The organism is Raoultella sp. (assembly GCF_039594335.1).
Classification (GTDB): Bacteria; Pseudomonadota; Gammaproteobacteria; order Enterobacterales; family Enterobacteriaceae; genus Klebsiella.
Window position 1 is genome coordinate 1 of sequence record NZ_JBCNNS010000084.1, and the last position, 19,327, is coordinate 19,327.

A 19,327-nucleotide genomic window follows, 5' to 3' on the forward strand; every position below is an offset into this window, starting at 1 on the left:
GTCCTCGGCACCTTTATCATGCTGGCGACCTATACCCTGTTCTATATCATGACCGTCTATTCCATGACGTTCAGCACCGCCGCCGCGCCGGTGGGTCTCGGCCTGCCGCGCAACGAAGTGCTGTGGATGCTAATGATGGCGGTGATTGGCTTCGGCGTGATGGTGCCGGTGGCGGGTCTGCTGGCCGATGCCTTTGGTCGCCGCAAGAGCATGATCGTGATTACCTCGATGATCATCCTGTTTGCGCTGTTTGCTTTTAAACCGCTGTTGGGCTCCGGCCAGCCGGCACTGGTCTTCGCCTTCCTGCTGCTGGGCCTGAGCCTGATGGGGCTGACCTTTGGTCCGATGGGCGCGCTGCTGCCAGAGCTGTTTCCGACGGAAGTGCGCTACACCGGCGCATCGTTCTCGTATAACGTTTCGTCGATTCTCGGCGCCTCCGTTGCACCGTATATTGCCGCCTGGCTACAGGGGAATTATGGCCTGATGGCGGTCGGCCTCTATCTGGCGGCCATGGCAGGACTGACGCTGATTGCGCTGCTGTTGACCCACGAAACGCGCCACCAGTCGCTGTAATCCTTTGCTGCCCGGCGTACCGCGCCGGGCACGCCTCTTCCGTCGGTTTACTTCTTCATCTGCGATAAAATCGCCCGGCACTGATTAGCATCCCCTTCCGCTGGCGACACCAGCGCCAGCAGCGCTGCCGCAGGCGTGACTAATGTCGCCAGCGCCGCCGCTACCGCGCCACGCGCAATCAACGGGCCCGCCTTCACCCCGGCATTCGGTGATTGAAAGGTCCCGCGCACATACAGCGGAGAGCGTAGGGTAATAATACGCAATCCCTTACTCTCCGGGTCGATGGTCAGGTCGAGCTGTTCCGAAGCAAAGCTGGCGGTGCCGGTGACGTTAATCAGCGCATTTTCGGTATCAAAGGCAAAAATCTGCGGCCGCGCCACGCCGTTAGCCACATTGATGTTCGCCGCCGCGCAGTTCACCCGTACCTCGTCATCGCCAAATATCTGCCCGATAACATAGTTACCCACGTTCAGGCCGAGGATTTCCATCAGGTTGCGGCTAATCAGACCGTCGTTCATCAGCAGCTTCAGATTGCCGTTACTGTTGCCCAACAGCGCCGCGATCGAATTGCCGCTCCCGCGCAGCTGTACATCGCCATTCATCTCGCCAAGCGTCTTCTGCATCATCTCAACTTTCGGCATCAGGGCCTTCAGCTTCAGACGCCGCGCTTGCAGGTTAGCTTCCCCCTGCAGCGGTTTCTTGTTGCCCTCAAGATGGAGGCTGCCGGCAATCGTGCCGTTCGCCAGGCCAAAGCGTAGCGGCTGCAGGCGCAGGTCACCCCGTTCAAGGAATATATGGGTAGAAAGGTCACTAACCGGCAAAGTGCCGCCGTGCTCAATCCGTCCCCCCTTAAAGCGCACATCGGCGTCCATCAGTTGCCATTTATCGGTGTCAAAGCGATCGTATGGCAGCACTTTTCCGGCAGGCTGCGATGAGGCCGCGCCTTTACGCCGATCGCCTCCGGCGGCTTTTGTGTTCGCATTCACGCCAATGAGCGGGCCGAGATCCGCCAGCCGTAGCTGTCGTGAAGCAACATCGCCCTCCAGCTTCGGCCGCGGTTTGCCGGTGCTGTAGGTCAAGGAACCGTGGATATCACTCTCGCCAATCCGCCCGTTAAAATCACGATAGGCGAAACGTGCGCCTTGCGGATCCTGAAAAGTGGCCTGCAGATGGCCGTCGGTCGAGAAGGCCGGCGTATCCGGCAGCACCACCCCGGTCAGTTCGTACAGGTCCCGCAGCGACGCCCCGGAGAACTTCAAGCGCAGATCCACGCCCCCGAGATTGAGGGGATCGCTGACCGTGCCGCTAAAGGCGACCCGGGTATTGCCGGAGCGAAAGTCCCCCTGCAGCGGGAACGGCTCCCCCTCGCTGCGCAGCGCCAGCATGCCGCCGATTTTACCGCTGCCCTGCAACGGCTGCCCGTTATAGGTCCCCTTCGCCTGCAGGCCAAAAATATAGTCTCCGACTTTTTCCGTCCCCTCTTTGCTCTGCTCGCCGCTCACCTCACTAAAAGGCAGCGGCTTGCCGAGCGGATCGACAAGGATCGTGATATCCGCGCGCGTCACCTTGTCATCAATGGCGATCTGTGCGCGATCGAACAGAATGTTATCCAGACGAAAAGACCAGCCGGAAGAGGCAGGCCGTTCGGTAGAAGCGGCGTCGGAGGCCAGCGTAAAGGTCCAGTTATTATTTGTTTCCGACAACCGAATCAGGTGGGCATCAGGCTGTTCCAGCCTAATCCATGGCAAATAAACGGTTCTGGTAAGCAACGCCAGCGGCGCCAGGGTAGCTTCAACCCGCGACAGATGCACCATGGTGACCTGGGGGATCGCTGGCGGGTTGCCGAGAACAATATCTTCGGCATGGATGTGCGGCCAGGGAATCCAGCTCCGCCAGCCGCTCTCATCAGGCTGGCGCTCCCAGACAACGCCCAGGTCGCCGCGAATCGCGAACGGACGATTCAGCTCGGCTGAGACCTTCTGGTTGATCGCCGGTTTCAGGCGATTCCAGTCAAAGGTCGCCAGCACGATGAAAAACAAAGCGATCGCTACGAGTATCGCTCCCGCGATAATGGCAATCGTTTTACGGGTTCTGGTCATCACCTTTCCGCTCCTTTTGCGTCTCGTCAGTCCTGAATATAGTTGAAAAGCCCATCTTTCTCTGACAAATGGGCTTTTCGTCACATTCCACTCGTCAGGTCAAAAAAATAATGGAACATTGTTTTAATATAATTGACCATAAAAACGGCTCGGCGCACACTAGCGCTCATTCGATTCCATCTCAGGTCATGATTATGTCTAAAAAAATTGCCGTCATTGGCGAATGTATGATTGAGCTGTCAGAGAAAAACGCGGCGGTACACCGCGGATTTGGCGGCGATACCTTAAACACTTCCGTCTATATTGCGCGCCAGACCGACGCCAGCGCACTCGCCGTCCACTACGTTACTGCGCTGGGCACGGATGGCTTCAGCCAGCAGATGCTGGACGCCTGGCAGCAGGAGAACGTCCACACTAACCTGATTCAGCGCATGGCCGATCGTTTACCCGGGCTGTACTACATCGAAACCGACGATACCGGCGAGCGTACGTTTTACTACTGGCGTAACGAGGCGGCGGCCAAATTCTGGCTGGAGAGCGAGCAGGCTGGCGCAATCTGCGAAGAGCTGGCCACCTTTGACTATCTCTATCTCAGCGGAATCAGCCTGGCTATCCTCAGCCCGACCAGCCGCAACAGGCTGCTGGCGCTGCTGAGCGAATGCCGCGCTAACGGCGGGAAGGTGATTTTTGATAATAACTACCGTCCACGCCTGTGGGCCAGCCAGGAAGAGACCCGCGAGGTCTATCAACACATGCTGGCCTGCACCGATATCGCCTTCCTGACGCTGGATGACGAAGACGCGTTGTGGGGGAAAAAGCCGGTCGATGAGGTTATTGCCCGTACTCATGCCGCGGGCGTGCAAGAGGTGGTGGTGAAGCGCGGCGCGGATTCATGCCTGGTGGCGTTCGCCGGCCAGCCGCTGCTGGAGATACCGGCCGTGAAGCTGGCAAAGGAACGCGTGGTGGATACCACCGCGGCAGGAGATTCGTTTAGCGCCGGCTATCTGGCGGTGCGTTTGACCGGTGGTGATGCGGAGTCTGCCGCCAGACGCGGCCACCTGACGGCCAGCACGGTGATTCAGTATCGAGGGGCGATTATCCCGCGCGACGCGATGCCGCAGTAACCCCGGAAAGGGCGTTACGCCCCGGCCCGGGGAAGTTCCGGGCCGGGGACGCATTACTGCGCAGGGGAAATATCCGAGGTGTCGTTATGCCCTTCAGCCGCGCCGCCGCTGGTTGCCGCAGAAGGGGCTGGCGCCATCAGCTTTTCCCAAGTCGCCTTCAGCTCCTTCATATTGTATTCCGGCTCACCCTGCGGCTGTTGCAGTACCAGCGCCATATCCTGCGACAGCTGCTGGCGCAGATACTGGTTCAGCATATCCACGGTCAGAGATTCCAGAAACTCCTGACGCAACTTTTGATACTGCTCCGGCGCGATATCCACCACCTGGTTTTGCAACGAACGAATACGCTGGCTAATCAGAATGTCGGTATCGGTGCGCGCATAGGTGGCAAACAGCTTTTGCAGCTCCAGGCTTTTCTGCGCAATCAGCGCATCAAACTCTTCTTCCGGCAAGCCGTTATCACGAACCTTCGCCAGTTCGCGGGAGACGGCGGCCAGGTTTGTGTTGAGTTTGTTGCCTGGTGATTCAATATTAATGGCGCACTGAGCGCGCTGATACAGCACCCGGCAATCAAAGCCGAGGTTCACCTCTTTGGCGTTGCTCCTGCTGAGACTCTGTTGCACATGCCAGAACAGCGCCTCACGCGCCAGATCATCACGCCAGTAGCGCTGCAGAGCCACCGAGTCGCGAATCGGTTGCCACGGAGAATCCCACATAATCGACAGCTTATCCTGACGCACCGTCCTGGTCATAATACTCACCGGCGTCGTCGGGAGCGGTGCCAGCGTCGGCACCGCCGCCGGCGTTTCGCGTTTGCCTTTCAGCTCGCCGAAGGTCTTGTTGATCTGCTCTGCCACGTTGCGGCTGTCGACGTTACCCACCACGATCAGCGTCATGGCATCCGGGGTATACCATTTCTGATAGAACCCCTTCAGTTGAGCAATATCGACCGGTTTTTTCAGCGGGGAGCCAGGGTCATGTCCCAGCATCGTGGAACCTTTCAGACGATAGCGCCACCAGCCATCTTTTGTGTCCAGCGGCCAGGTCGCCACCATATCATCCCCCTGCAGTGCATGATTCACCGATTCCGGCGTCACGACCAGCTTTCCGCTGGCATCCGACAGCCAGTTCAACGCCTCTTTCAGCAGATCATTACGGTTATTCGGCAGGCTGAGATTAAACATGGTGTAGTTATACGAGACGATCGCCGGCGGCATCGGACGATTGGGGTCGATGCTTTGCTGCCATAGGGAACGCGCCTGCATTGTCGGCAGGCTACCGCTCTGCGTCAGCGCCAGACGGGGGATAAAATGGCTAAAGCCGCTCTGCTGAGTACTTTCACTCTGCGAGCCAATATTTACGAACAGACGGACTTCAATACGATCGCTAGGGCGCTGTGGCGTGGCTAAAACCTGCCACTGAAGTCCATTAGCGAGAGTCCCCTGTTGCCAGGCCGGGTCCGGCTGGAGCGCTTCTGCTTGCACATAACCGGCTGCTGCCATCATCAGCAAACCACCCGTTAACAGTCGAATTTTTGTGCCCTGCATGTGAACCCCTGATGAACATTCCTGGTTACAAAAACAACCCGCGCGCGGGCTGCCAAAAAATATGGTGAGCGAAGTACGTCGGTTAGACCACGCGGAGATGAAAATGTCGCACGGAGACGTAAAATAATCATTTAGTATCATTCCCCTGCTTCGGGGAATGATACCTAATTATGCGCAGGAGCCCGGAATCCAGCAAGGACAACGGGCCTAACAGAAGGATTTAAGAGGATAATTCGTGCGATTTGTTGGTCTGCACCCGGTTATTCAGGACATCATCCAACTGCTTGCTGTCCAGTTCTTTGACCCATTTTGCCACCACAATAGTGGCCACACCGTTACCTACCAGGTTGGTCAACGCGCGGGCTTCAGACATAAAGCGGTCAATCCCCAGGATGAGCGCCAGGCCGGCAACCGGTAAATGCCCAACCGCAGAAATCGTTGCCGCCAGAACGATAAAGCCGCTCCCCGTCACCCCCGCCGCTCCTTTTGAGGAGAGCAGCAGCACAACCAGCAGGGTAATCTGGTGGAAAATGTCCATATGGCTGTTCGTCGCCTGAGCAATAAAGACCGCCGCCATCGTCAGATAGATCGACGTCCCATCCAGGTTAAAGGAGTAGCCGGTTGGAATGACCAGCCCGACGACCGATTTGCGACAGCCCAGCTTCTCCATCTTGTCCAGCATACGCGGCAGCGCCGATTCGGACGAAGAGGTCCCAAGGACAATCAGCAGCTCTTCACGGATGTAGCGGATGAACTTGAAAATGCTAAACCCGGTCGCGCGGGCAATAGAACCCAGTACCACCACCACGAACAGAATACAGGTGATATAGAAGCAGACGATCAACTGACCCAGTTGCACCAGGGTGCCGACGCCGTATTTCCCGATGGTGAAGGCCATGGCCCCGAAAGCACCGATTGGCGCAAGGCGCATAATCATGTTGATGATGCCGAAGATCACCTGTGAGAAACTTTCAATGACGTTAAAAATGAGCTGGCCTTTGCTCCCAAGGCGATGCAGCGCAAAGCCAAACAGTACGGCAAACATCAGAACCTGAAGGATGTTGCCGCTGGCAAAGGCGCCGATGACGCTGCCGGGGATAATATCCAGGAGGAAGGCGACAATCCCCTGTTCTTTCGCCTGCTCGGCGTAGACCGCCACCGCATGGGCATCCAGGGTCGCCGGGTCGACGTTCATTCCGGCACCGGGTTGCACCACGTTAACGATAACCAGGCCAATGATCAGCGCTGCAGTACTGACCACTTCGAAATAGAGTAGCGCTACCGCACCGGTACGACCGACGGCTTTCATGCTTTCCATCCCGGCAATGCCGGTCACAACCGTACAGAAAATAACCGGCGCGATAACCATTTTTATCAGTTTAACGAAGGCATCGCCGAGAGGTTTCATCTGCGCGCCCAGTTCCGGGTAGAAATGGCCCAGCAGAATACCGATCGCAATGGCCGACAAAACCTGCACGTACAGGCTTTTGAAGAGAGAGGTTTTCATAGGGTGTCCTTTGGGTAAAACCACAGACCTTGAGGGGGTATAGGTTGTCTGTGGCTTAAAAGTAACACCCTGGATACATTTCAGAAATAACTAACCGCAAAAATGCAACGGAATTGTTAAAAACTTTGAGCTGACACGCACAAACTCACACTCACGTTACAAGCTTGCACCCCCTTCATTCTTACCTCGCAAGAATTGCGCCATAAAAGCCTCCTGCGACAAGGCGCAACCAAACAGGCCCCCCTGAACAACATCCACACCGGCCGCCTGTAACCAGTGATACTGTGGCTCTTTCTCGACCCCTTCCGCCACGATGCGCAGGTTAAGGCCCCGTGCCAGCTGGATAATCGCCGGAACCATGCTGGTATCCTCGGGCAACATATCAATAAAGGCTTTATCGATTTTCAGGATATCGACCGGCAGTGATTTCATATGCTGGAGCTGACGCAGACCGGCGTAACCCATGCCGAAATCGTCCAGCGCGATCCGCACGCCGGCCTCATGCAGCGGACGCAGCAACGACACCACCGTCTGCGGGTCGTCCAGATGACGGCTTTCCGTCATCTCCAGCACCAGCGCCCCAGGCGCGATACGGTAGCGATCAAGTAACGTCAGCATCTCGGTACCGCGATCGTGGTGCAGCAACTGCAGCAGCGAAACGTTCACCGACAGCGGTAACGTGATGCCCAGGCTTTGCCATGTAGCCAGTTGACGGCAGGCTTCTTCCATCACCCAGTAACCCACCGGCACCATCAGCCCGCAGGCTTCAATGCGTTCAATCAGATCCGCAGGGAGCGACCAGCTACCGTCAGGCTGGCATTGCCGCAGCAACACTTCCGCCCCGCAGACCTCGCCGCTGGCGACGTCAACCTGTGGCTGGAGCCAGATAGCGAACTGATGATTATCCAGCGCGGTGAGGATGTTGTGTTCTTCCATCAGCCGGCGCTGGGCTTTTTCCATCTGGGCCGGATCGAAGAATTCCATCTGGTTTTTACCTTTGTGTCGCGCGGCAATGGCGGCAGAAAATGCCCGGCGATAGAGCTGTTCTGCGCTCAGCTCGCCGTTAAACATCGCAATACCCACGCTGGCGCAGGGACGCAGTTGAATACCTTGCAGCGGCAGCCGTTCATTTATGGCAGTAAGCACTTGCTTACTTAATGTCACCGCGTGCCACGGCTCGCTCATCCCGTGGGCCAGAATCGCGAAGTCATAGCCGCTAATCTGGGCCAGCACCATCCGCGGCGGGATAATCCCCCGCAGCTTCTCGACCAGTGTCAACAACAGGATCTCGCGTTGGGTCTCTTTCAGCACCCCGGCGGTGTCCTGTAATGTTTCACAAGCGATTACCAGCAACGCCGAGCTTTGTGGCCGGGCGACGGTCTGCTCCAGCAGAGCCATCAAAAAGGCCTTATTCGGCAGGTCGGATACCGGAAAGCGGGTGGACTGCAAGGTCAGCTCATCGTGCCGGCGCAGCAGGGTCTGCTGGTTCCGGTTATAGCTGCGCACCAGCAGGCCAATTTCATCATCATGGTGCAGACGAGGCAGCGTCAGCTGGTGCCCGAGCCGCTGCTGCGGCGCAACATCATTGAGCTCACGAGCCAGCTTACGCAGCGGACGGACGATCAGACGGTTGATGCACCATGTAATAGCTACCGTCAGAATAAGCACCAGCAAGAAGTAAGCAGTCACTAACGTAGAAAGCACGCTCATGACGAATTTGTAGGTCTGCCAGGAGTCTGCCTGCAGCACCAGATAGGCTATCGGCTGCGGGTTGGCTGGCCTTTCCAGGGAGTAAATCGGCAGGGAGATCTGTATCGGGAGTTCGAAAACGCGTGTGACCATCACCGGCACCGGACGCTCCGGGATAAAACGCATTCGCAGCGCCTGAAATTGATTGGGCAACACCACATCCGCCCGGCTGACAATACCAGCAGGCTGGATACGCCCCAGAATGGCTTCCGCCTCGGGGATATCCGCTTTCAGGATAGCCGCCGACAGGGGTTCGCGAACGGAACGAGCGATACTTTCTAATTGCGTGGCCGTAATGAAGCGACTCTGTTGCACAAAGTGAAACAGCAAAATAGAACAAAATACCAATACAAATGCCATGGACACGCCCGCGACCATCGCCATCTGTTTAATTGTAAGTGAGCGGCTGACGCGCAACTGGGTTCTCCACTGATACTTAACATCCACCCGGTTTTATTCCATTAACACCGGTCGTTTTCAGGCTGATTATATCCTCAAGTCCTTCGCCCACCTCCGCAAGAGGGTGACACGCACTCTGCGGGTTGTTTTCCCGGATTGCGCCTGACCCCTTACCGGGGTCAGGCGACTGCATCGTTCTGCCGCCCCGGAGCGTAGCGCGACCGGGGCAGACAGAATGGACAAAGACAGGCGAAGTTTGACGAGTATACGCGAACCGGCGGGTGGAGTGACGCCCGATCGCGTAATTCAGGCTATTCTGCTACCAGTCCGCGTAAGGCACCAGCGGCTGAGGCGGCATATCCATGTCGCCCTGCCAGCCAGCGGCAGAATAGCGCACATAGAGCAGCGCATGGCTTGGGGTATAATCCTTAGCCTGTTGAATATCCACTGCCGCCCCAACGAACCAGTTGCCGGTGACACGCCGCTCAACCAGCGCCCGGGCAGTATAACCAAAGCCCTGGCTGCTGCCGCCTTGTTCCGTCAACTGACTGGCATCAGCCCGATAGTCTGAGGGAATCAAATTCAGCAACGGATAGCGCGGCATGGTTTTGGTGCGCGAGTGCGACCAGGAAACGGCCCCTCCCAGTTCCCATGACCAGTTTTCCGTGCGCTGACGCCAGGTCACCGGTACCGCGAACGAGAGATACTCCTGCGGGCTATAGTAGCCGCCCTGGCCCAGGGTATAACCGCTCAGGTCTTTGTCATAGTGCCAGAGCATATTGTTCAGGCCTACCGTGACGCGGCGGTTATCTTCATTGATGACTTTATAGTAGTAACCGGTCATCCAGCGCACGCGCCAGTTGTCGGCCACGTTTTTCCCCGTGAGCCGATCGACGCCCAACGAAGACCAGACACCGTTGTCCTCACCCTTATCGTAACTCATGCTCACGCCGCCGCCGTCAGCCCGGACGCCGCCCCAGGTTGTCCCGGTATGGCTGCTGCTGTCTTGCTGCCCACCAAAGGCGAGCAGTGAGCTGGAAATCGGCCGACGATGCATATTGAGGGTATAGCCGATCGGTCCGAGATCGTTGCTGTAACTCAGGCCACCCACCACATCAACGACGTTAAAGCCCATCGGGGTGGTACCGATATCTGCGCTCCAGGTCTCGTTCTTCCAGCCTACCGCAACGCTGGCTCCCCCGTCGGTCTGGTTCTTGCTACCGCTGGTGCAGGCGATTTCACCACAGGTCCCCCAACTGGGCGAATAGCTACCGTCGCTGTGCGTTGAGAAGTGACCGACAGCCATATTGACCAGGTCGGTGCGGAAGAACATACGCCCGTCGGCGAGCGGCGCATCCACCTGCAGCATGGTGGTGTGCGCTTTAAGATCGGAATAGCCACCGGTGCCGCTCGAGCCCCAGAAATCATGTTCCAGAGTGACGTTAAGATCCTGCTGGCGATAGAGATCCGCAGCGTCGCTGCGGATCCCGCGCTTGAGCCAGTCATCGCTGCTGTCGTTACGGGTCAGGCGGGTAAAGGCATCGTTATTCTGCGGGCGGACGGGGGTCACGCCAGCGGCCACCATGGCATCTTTGTCACTCTCCAGCGCCATCTGCCGCTGGCCGTTCTGGGTCTGGAATCGGGCCGCATCGCGCAGCACCAGCGCGCTTTCCATGGATGGCGGCTGCGCTTTGGCCTGCGGGATGATACGGTTAAAAATCTGCTGTGCCCGGGTGGTATCGCCAAATCCCGCGTTCGCCAGAGCCACTCGCCGCTGCATATTGATGGAATCGGTCTCTCCGCCTTTCAGCTGTATGACCTGTGCGCGCGCAGCATTTTTATCGCCTTCGGCAAGATAGACCTCCGCCAGTCCCAGGCGGGCATCACCGTTATCGGCCTCTTTACTCAGCACCGCGTTATACTGCGCAATCGCCGTCTGGCTATCGCCGCGCTGCTGCGCCCAGTCCGCCAGCGTAAGCTGGTAGCGAACCAACGGCGGCTGCTGTTGAATAAGGGCGACAGCCCGAGCTTCCTGGCCGCTGTCGCGCAACTGATTAGCCTGGCGTATCACCTGATCGCTTTGCAGGCGCGCGTCCAGCTCACGAATGTTATCCGTCCACTGGCTGCGCGGCAGGGCAGCGAGCTGTGCCAGCGCCAGATCGTCCTGATTATTACCGGATAAATAGAGACCCCAGGCATAAACCCGCTCGGCATCCCCCGGCTTGCGGCTGACCATATTACGCATCAGCATATCGGCCTGAGCCTTTTCGCCTGCGCTGACTAAATCACGGGATAAACGGTAGGTAATCCACACGCTATCCGGGTCAAGCGCCAGACGTCGACGCTGGATTTCCGCCGCCTGTGCCCAGTAACTTTGGCTCTCCAGCGCTTCAGCCTGTTTTTCCAGTCGTTCATTGCTCAGGCTGCGCTCGATATCATCAATGCTGCGCCGCTGAGCAGGCGACAGACTGGCGATATACGCGCTGGCTTTTTCCGGCGATTGAGCACGATAAAGGTTAGCCAACCCGCGAACCGCGAGGTTGTTGCCGCGATCCATTTGCAGGGTGCGCTGGTAATAGCGTTCCGCGGCAGCACTGTCTTTGCGTGCTGCCGCCACATCCCCGAGCCCGAGCACCGCATAGCTATCGCTTCTGTCGATCCGCTGAGCCTGCGCATAATAGTTTTGTGCCCGATCCAGCTCTCCGGCCTTCAACGCGTTATCACCCTGTTTGATCAACAACCAGTAGCGGTTCGTCTGTAGCAGGCTGTCCCATTTATCGCGATTCGGGCTTTTCGGATCCATCGCGATCGCTTTGTTCAGCTGTGCGACGGCACGGGCTCGGTCCCCACGCTGCGAATAGGCCTGGCCCAGCGCGCCCACGGCGTCGCTGTCCCTGGCATCGGCTCGTACGGCCTGCTGTAAATTGGCCACGGCCTGAGCAGGGTTATCATTTTTGACCGCCGCCAGTCCTTCAGAACGCACGCGAAACGTGGGATCCTGAAGTTGAGCCTGCTGCTGAGCCAGCAACACACGAGCATTCGCTGCCGATTCACCAGTGGCGAACAGGACCAGGAAGCGCTGCAGTTCCTGCACACTGGTTCGGCTGACCGGCATATCTTTGATTTCGCTGAGCCACATATCGGCCGCGGTACCGCGACCAGTGGCCGAGCGCGCCATTTGTTCCAAATAAGCAAACCCTTCCGCCGGCTTATTGTCAGCAAACATCAGTTTGGCCAGCGACGCCTGCAGGTCGGCATCGCCCGGAGAGCTGGCATCCAGTTTCTTCAACTGAGCGACGGCGTCTTTATGTCGGGCCGGGAGACGTGCCACCAGTGTCCAGTACTCAATCGCGAGGCGCTGATCGGGCGGCACGCCGCCAAACAATTTTTCAAAAGCAGCGACGCCCTCTTCTACATGTCCCGACACCCCCAGCAGGCGCGCCTGCTGAAGCTCCTGCCTCCCGTCGCCGGTATTGAGGTTCATTTCACTACGGGAGGATTTTAGCTCTGCAGAATCGGGGGCCAGTTTCGCCAGCCTGTCGAGCTGTTTTTTGGCGCCGTCGGTATCGCCCTGGCGCAACAGATAACGCATTCGCGCGGCAATTAATTGCGGATTATTCGGGTCAATCAGTTCCAGGCGATAGAGGGATTGCTTAACCAGATCTTCACGATGGCTCGCCTCACCCAGCCGAACCTGCTCCAGAAGATGATCCTGAGCAGGGGTTGTCGCCGCCTGCGCCAGCGGCAACAGGGTGAGCCCGAGAGACAACGTGATAATACTTAATCTGAACTTACGCATTCCTGGTCCCAGTCAGGTCGTAATTCGCCACCCGCAGTGAAACGAAAACGGTATTGATCCCACCCCTGGCCAAAAAGAGTCAGGACCGCACTATAGTAGGCATCGGCGCCTGGATAATGGTCTGCGACACGCTGACGCTGTATCGCCCGGGCGTCGTCATTTTGTAAAAATGGCAACATTGACGCTGAAAATCCGACCGGGCCGTTGCCGGTCGTTTTACCGGTCGCGATATTCGCTTTTTCCGGCGGCACACCCTGGCGAATCGTCTGCGCCTCCATCGGTTTAAAACGAGCCAGCAGTCGCGCTTTCTGTTTATCCCCATCATCCAGCATCCCGACCCACAGATAGACGCGAATCGCGTCGTAGCTGCCGATAATCGGTTTGTCCGCATTCAGCTGCCAGCCTTGTCCTTCTTCATAACGCACCCAGTCAGGGGAAAAACCGTTGGGCGCCGTCTCCAGCATAAAACGCAGGTTACTGTCGCGCAGTTTCGGCCAGGGGCCCCCAAAACGGCTGAAGTAGCTGGCAAGCTGCGGCGGAAGATAACTGGGGTTAAAGCGCCAGCCTTTATCGTCGGCAAAACCAACCTTTCCGGGGAGCACCATCGGTCCGAACCCCGGCACATCCGTCACTTCTTCATCGGCAATACGTGACAACAGCGCCTTGCCCACCTCGGTGTATTGCGGCATCTGCCACAAGCGTCCCGCTTCCAGCAGCGACCAGGCTATCCATAAATCAGAGTCAGACGCGGAGTTGCTGTCCAGCAGCGTCCACTCCTCATCGCTCTTCTTGCCCCACAGCCAGCCCGGCAGGTGCGCTCGCAGGTCGCCCGCCGCCAGGTTGTTCTGGGTCCACTGGAACAGCTTGCCGAAAGCGTCGCGATCGTTTGCCGCCAGCGCGAAGAACAAGGCGTAGCTTTGCCCTTCGGAGGTGGTAATTTTTCGCGAATCGGCGGGATCAACCACCCGCCCTTCCGTACTCACGTACTCTTTTTTAAATTGCTCCCAGGCCGGCCACTGACAGGCAGCGCTCACCTGCGCCGCCGTCAGCATCAGAACCGACAGGATGACTCCGCGAATCGGGCCCATTATCGCTTACTCATCATCAAGGTGGAGACGACGACGGCTGACAATCCGCAGCATGCGCCACAGCACCCAGGCCAGAAGCACAATGCTCACCGCCGCCAGAATCGCCAGCAGCACCGGGTGGTTGGACAGCGCAAACCAGATACGCTCAAACCACGGCAGGTGGCCGACATAATAGACATCGCCCACGCGCAGGCTGTTCACCCCGGATTCACGAATGACCGAGGCGGAACCAAACATCGCCGCCCGCTTACCGCTGTCGTTCAGCGCACCGTTCAGCAGCTCGTTACCGCGCGGACTGTCCGCCAGCAGCGCCACCACGCTGCGTTGATCGTAATACGGCGACTGGAAGCTGATAATGGCCGCCATTGGCCCGGAGGAGGTGATATCCGTGCGTGTATTGGGCGTTCTGGCCTCATCATCCGGATAAATGCTCGGCAGATCGTAATGACGCATCGGCATCTTCACCCAGCTCTTTGTCGCATCGACCAGCAGGCTAATTTTGGTCTCATCTTTCAGCGCTGGCGGAATCGAGCCAATCAACAGCAGGTCGGCGTCTTTATCCTTAATTTTGCTGCCATCATCGGTGACCTGCATATTGATAGCCGCCAGGCCAGTCTGCGCGCCGATACCGCCAACGGATTCCAGCAGCGTCGCCACCTGACCCTCCGTCGGTGCGGATGGCACCACAACCAGCGTGTCAGCAAGATCGGCCATCCGGCTATACGGGAAGCCCGCATTGGCAAACACGCGCAGATCCGGCATGGCAATAAAATGGTAATACTTCGAGAAGTCGATCGTTGAATCGTCACCGATCACCACGTGGTTCTGCACCGGCTGGAAGGTAATACAGTTATCGATAGAGCCGCCCGGCATCGGATTCATGTACTGGAAATCAAAACGCAGCTGGTTCATCGCCCCGAGGCGTAGCGCCGGGATACTGACGTTCGTTTTACCGTCGAGCAAACCCTGCAACACCGGCAGACGCAATATCAATTTATTCACGTCCTGAGAGCTGTTCAGGCTGAAGGATTGCAGGAACTGGTCGTTGAGGCTGATATCCATGCGCGAACTGTCTTTGATCGGTGGCATGGTGTAGCGATAGTTAAGCCGCATATCGATGCCGTTGGCACGCAGCAAATAGAGATCCGGCGGCAGACTCAACGCCACGTTAATGGAATCCGGCACCAGACCGCTGGACTGAAGCTGCTGTTCGTAGGTTTTCAATTCGCCGAAGGTGACTTCACGATCGGTACGCACCCAATTCGGTGCGTCATAAGGTTTACGCGCCTGCAACTCTTTGACGTCGTCGACCACGACGCTGCTGCCGCGGAACAGAATATTGCCCTGCGCAATCCCCCTGGCGGCCAGCAGCAGATCGTTGTCATCGCGGCCAAAGACCACCAGCAGTTTGAGGTAAGGGTTGTCCGGATGGGTGATCATTTCGATGGTCGGCGCCTTCACCGGCGGATGTTCACGCAGGAAGTCCGGGCGCTTATCGTTGGTCGCAAACACGATGGCATTGCGATCCGGCAGTTTGTTAAACAGTACCGGGAACGCCTGGCCGCGCCAGCCGGCTTTACTGCCGAACCAGGAGGCCACAATCGCCGCCGCCTGCTGCTGCTGCGCATCCGGCGAGGAGGCGAAAACCATCGGCAACGTCAGCGAACGGTTGTCCCGAGGGTCATAGAACGGCACCGGGAAATGGGACAGATCGTTACGCACCGCCTGCGCCTGATAGGTCAGGTCCAGATTGCTGTCTCGCCCGACGTCCAGCCATAACGTACTACTGGCCGGGTTCTCACACACATCGCGATAGTGGCCGACGAACACCAGACGCACGCGGTTGAAGTCGGTGATATACAGGGGGTCAATAGGGATCTGCGCGCTGACTTTTTTGCCCAGTTGCTCTTTGGTGACCGGCAGGACGCCCATCAGCTCATCATTGAGATATACCTTCAGTTGCGACTGCACCGGCAGTAGCGAAGGGGACGGCGTATAGTCGAGATTCAACAGGGCTTTCGTCACGACCTCATCGCTGCGCATGCCAAACTCTACCGAGCCGTCGGGATGCGCCCCGCGCAGTATCATACTGCCCGGCGCCGGGGCGATACTGGCGAAAGAGAGCTTCACGTCGCGGGTCGGAACATTCTCCATGACGACTGCAGGCGCCGGCGGCGCGGTAAGGGTTGCCGTCGGCTGGCTGTCGGCAATGACAGGAGCCGGAGCCATCAGGCCACCGGCTATCGGGTCCCTCGCCGCAGGCGCTGGCGCCGCAGCGGCGGCTGCCGTCGTCGGCTCCGCAAAAGAGGCGAAGGATGACCAACCAGCCATTCCCACTGCCACTGCACAAATCAAGGAGAGTTTTCTTTTCATCGCATTATCATCATTCATTGTTGAGCCATTTCTGGTTCCGAAGAGAGTATCGCCGCGGCACGTTCAGGCCGACGGGGAACAAATGAGACTACCCAGGCAACCAGCATGGTGAGCGAGCGGAAAATAACCTTCACCGACGGCGGCGAGAATTCCGCCAGGTGACGATATCCACGGAACCCCAGCTTCAGGATATCCAGCAGGCTTTCCATCGGTTTATCTTCCGGGAAGCTATCCTGCCAAAGTGCCCACGTATCAGCACGGGCAAACGTACACTGTACAAAATCAATATGTTGTTGATTGGTCAACGGCATCAACTGCAAACCGACTTCACTGCCATTCACGCGCGTGACCCTGACCGGGAAGGCGTATTCCTGCTGTCCGCGTTTGAGCAGCAGATTCACTTTTTGCCCTTCCAGCACCTGCGCCTTACCGTGAATTTTGATCCCCAGCCCGCCATCGGAATAGTCATGCACGGTACAGGAGAACAGGTGGCCATCTTCGCGCGCAATTGCCGCTGGCATGCTCATTTCGACGCGGTGTGAACGACGGACCTGTTTACTTTCCACCGAGACCGCCACCGCGCCGCCAAGGATAACCAGGTTATAGAACACCCAGACGATACTGACCCAAACGGTCAGAATCTCATTTTCCGGACCATAGAGGTAACGCCAGACCCCAGCAGCCACGCCCACCAGATTCAGCAGCACCAGGTAGATATAGGGACGGGAAATGACCCAATCGACGTATTCGTTTTCCACCAGTCCTCCTTTCGCCGTCACGTTGAACTTGCCTTTATGCGGGTTAATCAGCGCGACAAAGGTCGGCGGCGCGATATACCAGGCCAGCGTCGTTTCGTAGATTTCGCTCCAGAAAGAGTGGCGATACTTGCCCTGAATCTTCGAGTTCGTCAGGCTCGCGTGAATCATATGCGGTAAGACGAAAAGCGCGATCATCAGCGCCGGCGCATAGATGATATAGGCGTGCAACAGTAAAAATGCCAACGGTGCGACGAGGAAGATCAGCCGGGGAATACCGGATAAAAAGTGCATCATCGCATTGACGTAACAGAGCCGCTGCGCAAACTTAAGCCCTTTACCAAACAAGGGGTTATCCAGGCGGAAAATCTGCACCATGCCACGCGCCCAGCGAATACGCTGGCCAATATGCGCCGAAAGACTTTCGGTCGCCAGGCCAGCGGCCTGCGGAATGCGCATATAGGCGGACGTGTAACCGCGACGGTGCAGACGCAGGGAGGTGTGGGCATCCTCAGTCACCGTTTCAACTGCGATACCGCCAATCTCATCCAGTGGGACGCGACGAATCACCGCGCAGGATCCGCAGAAGAAGGTGGCGTCCCACATATCGTTACCATCCTGCACCAGGCCGTAAAACAGGGTCCCCTCGTTCGGCGTTTTCCGGAAACGCCCCAGGTTGCGTTCAAACGGATCGGGTGAGAAGAAATGGTGCGGCGTCTGCATCATCGCCAGTTCTTTCTCTTTCAGGAACCACCCCATGGTCATCTGCAGGAAGGAACGTGTCGGCACGTGGTCACAGTCGAAGATCGACACAAATTCGCCTTTGGCGTACTTCAGCGCATTGTTGATATTCCCGGCTTTTGCATGCTCGTGAGTCGTGCGGGCGATGTAATGCACGCCGACATCTTTGGCGAACTGGCGAAACTCTTCGCGCCCGCCGTCATCGAGGATCCAGATATTGAGCTTTTCTTTCGGCCAGTCGATACCTTGCGACGCATAAATGGTGTTTTTCACCACGTTAAGGTCTTCGTTGTAGGTGGGAACGAAAATATCCACCGTCGGCCACTCGGCCATATCTTTGGGTAACGGGACCGGCTGACGATTCAATGGCCATATCACCTGGAAATAGCCCAGCACCAGCACCAGCCAGGCATAGGTTTCAGCAAACAACAGCACAATGCCGCACACCAGACTGACAGGATCGTCCCAGTTCAGCGTCGAAGTATAGCGCCACCAGATGTAGCGGCAGGAGACGGTCAGCGAGAGGACAATCAGCATCAGGGCCGAAAAACGCCCAGGAATACGACGCACCAGCAGCGCCACGCCCCACAGCAATATCAGGAAAATAAACTGCGAAAGCGGGTTAAAGGGCTGGGTAATACACAGCAGCGACAGCACCAGCGAGAAAGTGACGACCACGCCAAGAATCGCCTTGCGCAGTTTCGGGCTGACGTGCGCCAGCTCTTTGTGCTTATTCAGATGGGCGGTGCGGATGTTCGTCCGTTCGGGAAGCGTATCAAGCCACTGGGTGTAGCGCCCGTGCACCCCTTTGATGGCGGCAAACGAACGCCAGTTCGCTTTTGTATCCGCCCCGGGGACATGCGTCACCAGCAGCCACAGGGACTGCAGCAGATAGCGCAGCGGATCCAGCAGCCGCGGGCGATGGGGATTAATATGCGGGAAGTAGTCATGATGGTTGTTCAGAATCGCCTGCCAGCGCGGTGTTTCCAGCGGCACCAGCGCCCAGACCAGCGACGCCCACAGGCAGCCCAGCGATGCGGACAGCCACGATGCGCCGTGCTGGCGGTAATCGCTGTAGCGTTCACTCAGGCGTTGCGCGACCGGAGGCGCCAGTAGCAGGGTACTCAGGCGCATCATTGCGCCCTCTTGCCGGAATAGTGCAACAAGCACCAGTTGGCGAGGGTCAGGATCTCTTCAGCGGCCAGCGAATCAGCACGATATTCCCCCAGCGGCTGCTTCACCGCCAGACACTCCGCCATCGCCTCATCACGATGGACCGCGACCGGCAAAATACGGCGCTGGCTCTCCAGCCACAGCTGATATAAATCTTCCTGTAGCTGGCTGCCGACGCGCAGATCGTTAATCAGGATATCGCCCTTCGCCGGCAGCGCCTGTTGATGCAGGCGAATATGGCTGTTGCCATCCGGATGCACCACCACCAGCGTGCGATCGCAGGCGCTAAGCAGCGAACGAGTCAGCGGGGAATACCCTTCCGGTAAATCCAGCAGCAGCCAGCGATGATCGCCCTGCTGCTCCAGTTTCTCGACCATGCCGACAAAGGACTCCAGCGTCG

At 57.7% G+C, this 19,327-nt stretch carries 11 protein-coding genes; 2 read left to right on the top strand and 9 right to left on the bottom strand.

From position 1 onward, the window contains the following. The coding region (locus tag ACZAHD_RS15065; RefSeq protein WP_462457493.1) for an MFS transporter at positions 1-573 on the top strand (573 nt) is incomplete at its 5' end. Between the two features lie 47 nt (positions 574-620). On the opposite strand, the gene ACZAHD_RS15070 is transcribed toward ACZAHD_RS15065, so the two are convergent. After that, entirely contained in the window at positions 621-2,672 is a 2,052-nt protein-coding gene (locus ACZAHD_RS15070) for an AsmA family protein (protein WP_462457502.1), read from the bottom strand. Positions 2,673-2,866: 194 nt separating this feature from the next. On the opposite strand from ACZAHD_RS15070, the gene kdgK reads away from it, so the two are divergent. Beyond that, positions 2,867-3,796 carry a 2-dehydro-3-deoxygluconokinase gene (gene kdgK / locus ACZAHD_RS15075; RefSeq protein WP_462457494.1) on the top strand — a complete coding sequence of 310 codons (930 nt, stop codon included), beginning with the start codon at positions 2,867-2,869 and terminating at the stop codon, positions 3,794-3,796. A gap of 53 nt (positions 3,797-3,849) precedes the next feature. On the opposite strand, the gene ACZAHD_RS15080 is transcribed toward kdgK, so the two are convergent. The 8 genes from ACZAHD_RS15080 to ACZAHD_RS15115 all read right to left on the bottom strand — a co-directional run. Next, on the bottom strand, positions 3,850-5,343 hold the full coding sequence (locus tag ACZAHD_RS15080; protein WP_462457495.1) for a M16 family metallopeptidase: 1,494 nt from the start codon (positions 5,341-5,343) through the stop codon (positions 3,850-3,852). Between the two features lie 220 nt (positions 5,344-5,563). Next, entirely contained in the window at positions 5,564-6,850 is a 1,287-nt protein-coding gene (locus ACZAHD_RS15085; RefSeq protein ID WP_462457496.1) for a dicarboxylate/amino acid:cation symporter, read from the bottom strand. Between the two features lie 156 nt (positions 6,851-7,006). Beyond that, positions 7,007-9,016: a biofilm formation regulator HmsP gene (gene hmsP, locus ACZAHD_RS15090; protein WP_462457503.1), complete on the bottom strand. Its 2,010-nt coding sequence runs from the start codon at positions 9,014-9,016 to the stop codon at positions 7,007-7,009. A 301-nt stretch (positions 9,017-9,317) separates the two neighbouring features. After that, the gene (bcsC, locus tag ACZAHD_RS15095; RefSeq protein WP_462457497.1) at positions 9,318-12,797 is read right to left on the bottom strand and encodes a cellulose synthase complex outer membrane protein BcsC; all 3,480 of its coding nucleotides are present in this window, start codon (positions 12,795-12,797) and stop codon (positions 9,318-9,320) included. Continuing rightward, a complete protein-coding gene (bcsZ, locus tag ACZAHD_RS15100) occupies positions 12,779-13,885 on the bottom strand; it encodes a cellulose synthase complex periplasmic endoglucanase BcsZ (protein ID WP_462457498.1) in 1,107 nt (368 codons plus the stop codon). The genes bcsC and bcsZ overlap by 19 nt, the downstream gene beginning before the upstream one ends. Positions 13,886-13,891: 6 nt before the next feature. Next, positions 13,892-16,258, bottom strand: coding sequence for a cellulose biosynthesis cyclic di-GMP-binding regulatory protein BcsB (gene bcsB, locus ACZAHD_RS15105; RefSeq protein WP_462457499.1), 2,367 nt, complete (start codon positions 16,256-16,258; stop codon positions 13,892-13,894). A 14-nt stretch (positions 16,259-16,272) separates the two neighbouring features. Further along, positions 16,273-18,891: a UDP-forming cellulose synthase catalytic subunit gene (bcsA, locus tag ACZAHD_RS15110; protein ID WP_462457500.1), complete on the bottom strand. Its 2,619-nt coding sequence runs from the start codon at positions 18,889-18,891 to the stop codon at positions 16,273-16,275. Continuing rightward, the coding region (locus ACZAHD_RS15115) for a cellulose synthase operon protein YhjQ/BcsQ (RefSeq protein ID WP_462457501.1) at positions 18,888-19,327 on the bottom strand (440 nt) is incomplete at its 5' end. The genes bcsA and ACZAHD_RS15115, both read right to left, overlap by 4 nt.

Excerpts from the sequence above, each read along its gene's own strand:
- ACZAHD_RS15070 (WP_462457502.1), bottom strand. The coding sequence starts at position 2,672 with ATGACCAGAACCCGTAAAACGATTGCCATTATCGCGGGAGCGATACTC.
- kdgK (WP_462457494.1), top strand. The coding sequence starts at position 2,867 with ATGTCTAAAAAAATTGCCGTCATTGGCGAATGTATGATTGAGCTGTCA.
- ACZAHD_RS15080 (WP_462457495.1), bottom strand. The coding sequence starts at position 5,343 with ATGCAGGGCACAAAAATTCGACTGTTAACGGGTGGTTTGCTGATGATG.
- ACZAHD_RS15085 (WP_462457496.1), bottom strand. The coding sequence starts at position 6,850 with ATGAAAACCTCTCTCTTCAAAAGCCTGTACGTGCAGGTTTTGTCGGCC.
- bcsC (WP_462457497.1), bottom strand. The coding sequence starts at position 12,797 with ATGCGTAAGTTCAGATTAAGTATTATCACGTTGTCTCTCGGGCTCACC.
- bcsZ (WP_462457498.1), bottom strand. The coding sequence starts at position 13,885 with ATGGGCCCGATTCGCGGAGTCATCCTGTCGGTTCTGATGCTGACGGCG.
- bcsB (WP_462457499.1), bottom strand. The coding sequence starts at position 16,258 with ATGAAAAGAAAACTCTCCTTGATTTGTGCAGTGGCAGTGGGAATGGCT.
- bcsA (WP_462457500.1), bottom strand. The coding sequence starts at position 18,891 with ATGATGCGCCTGAGTACCCTGCTACTGGCGCCTCCGGTCGCGCAACGC.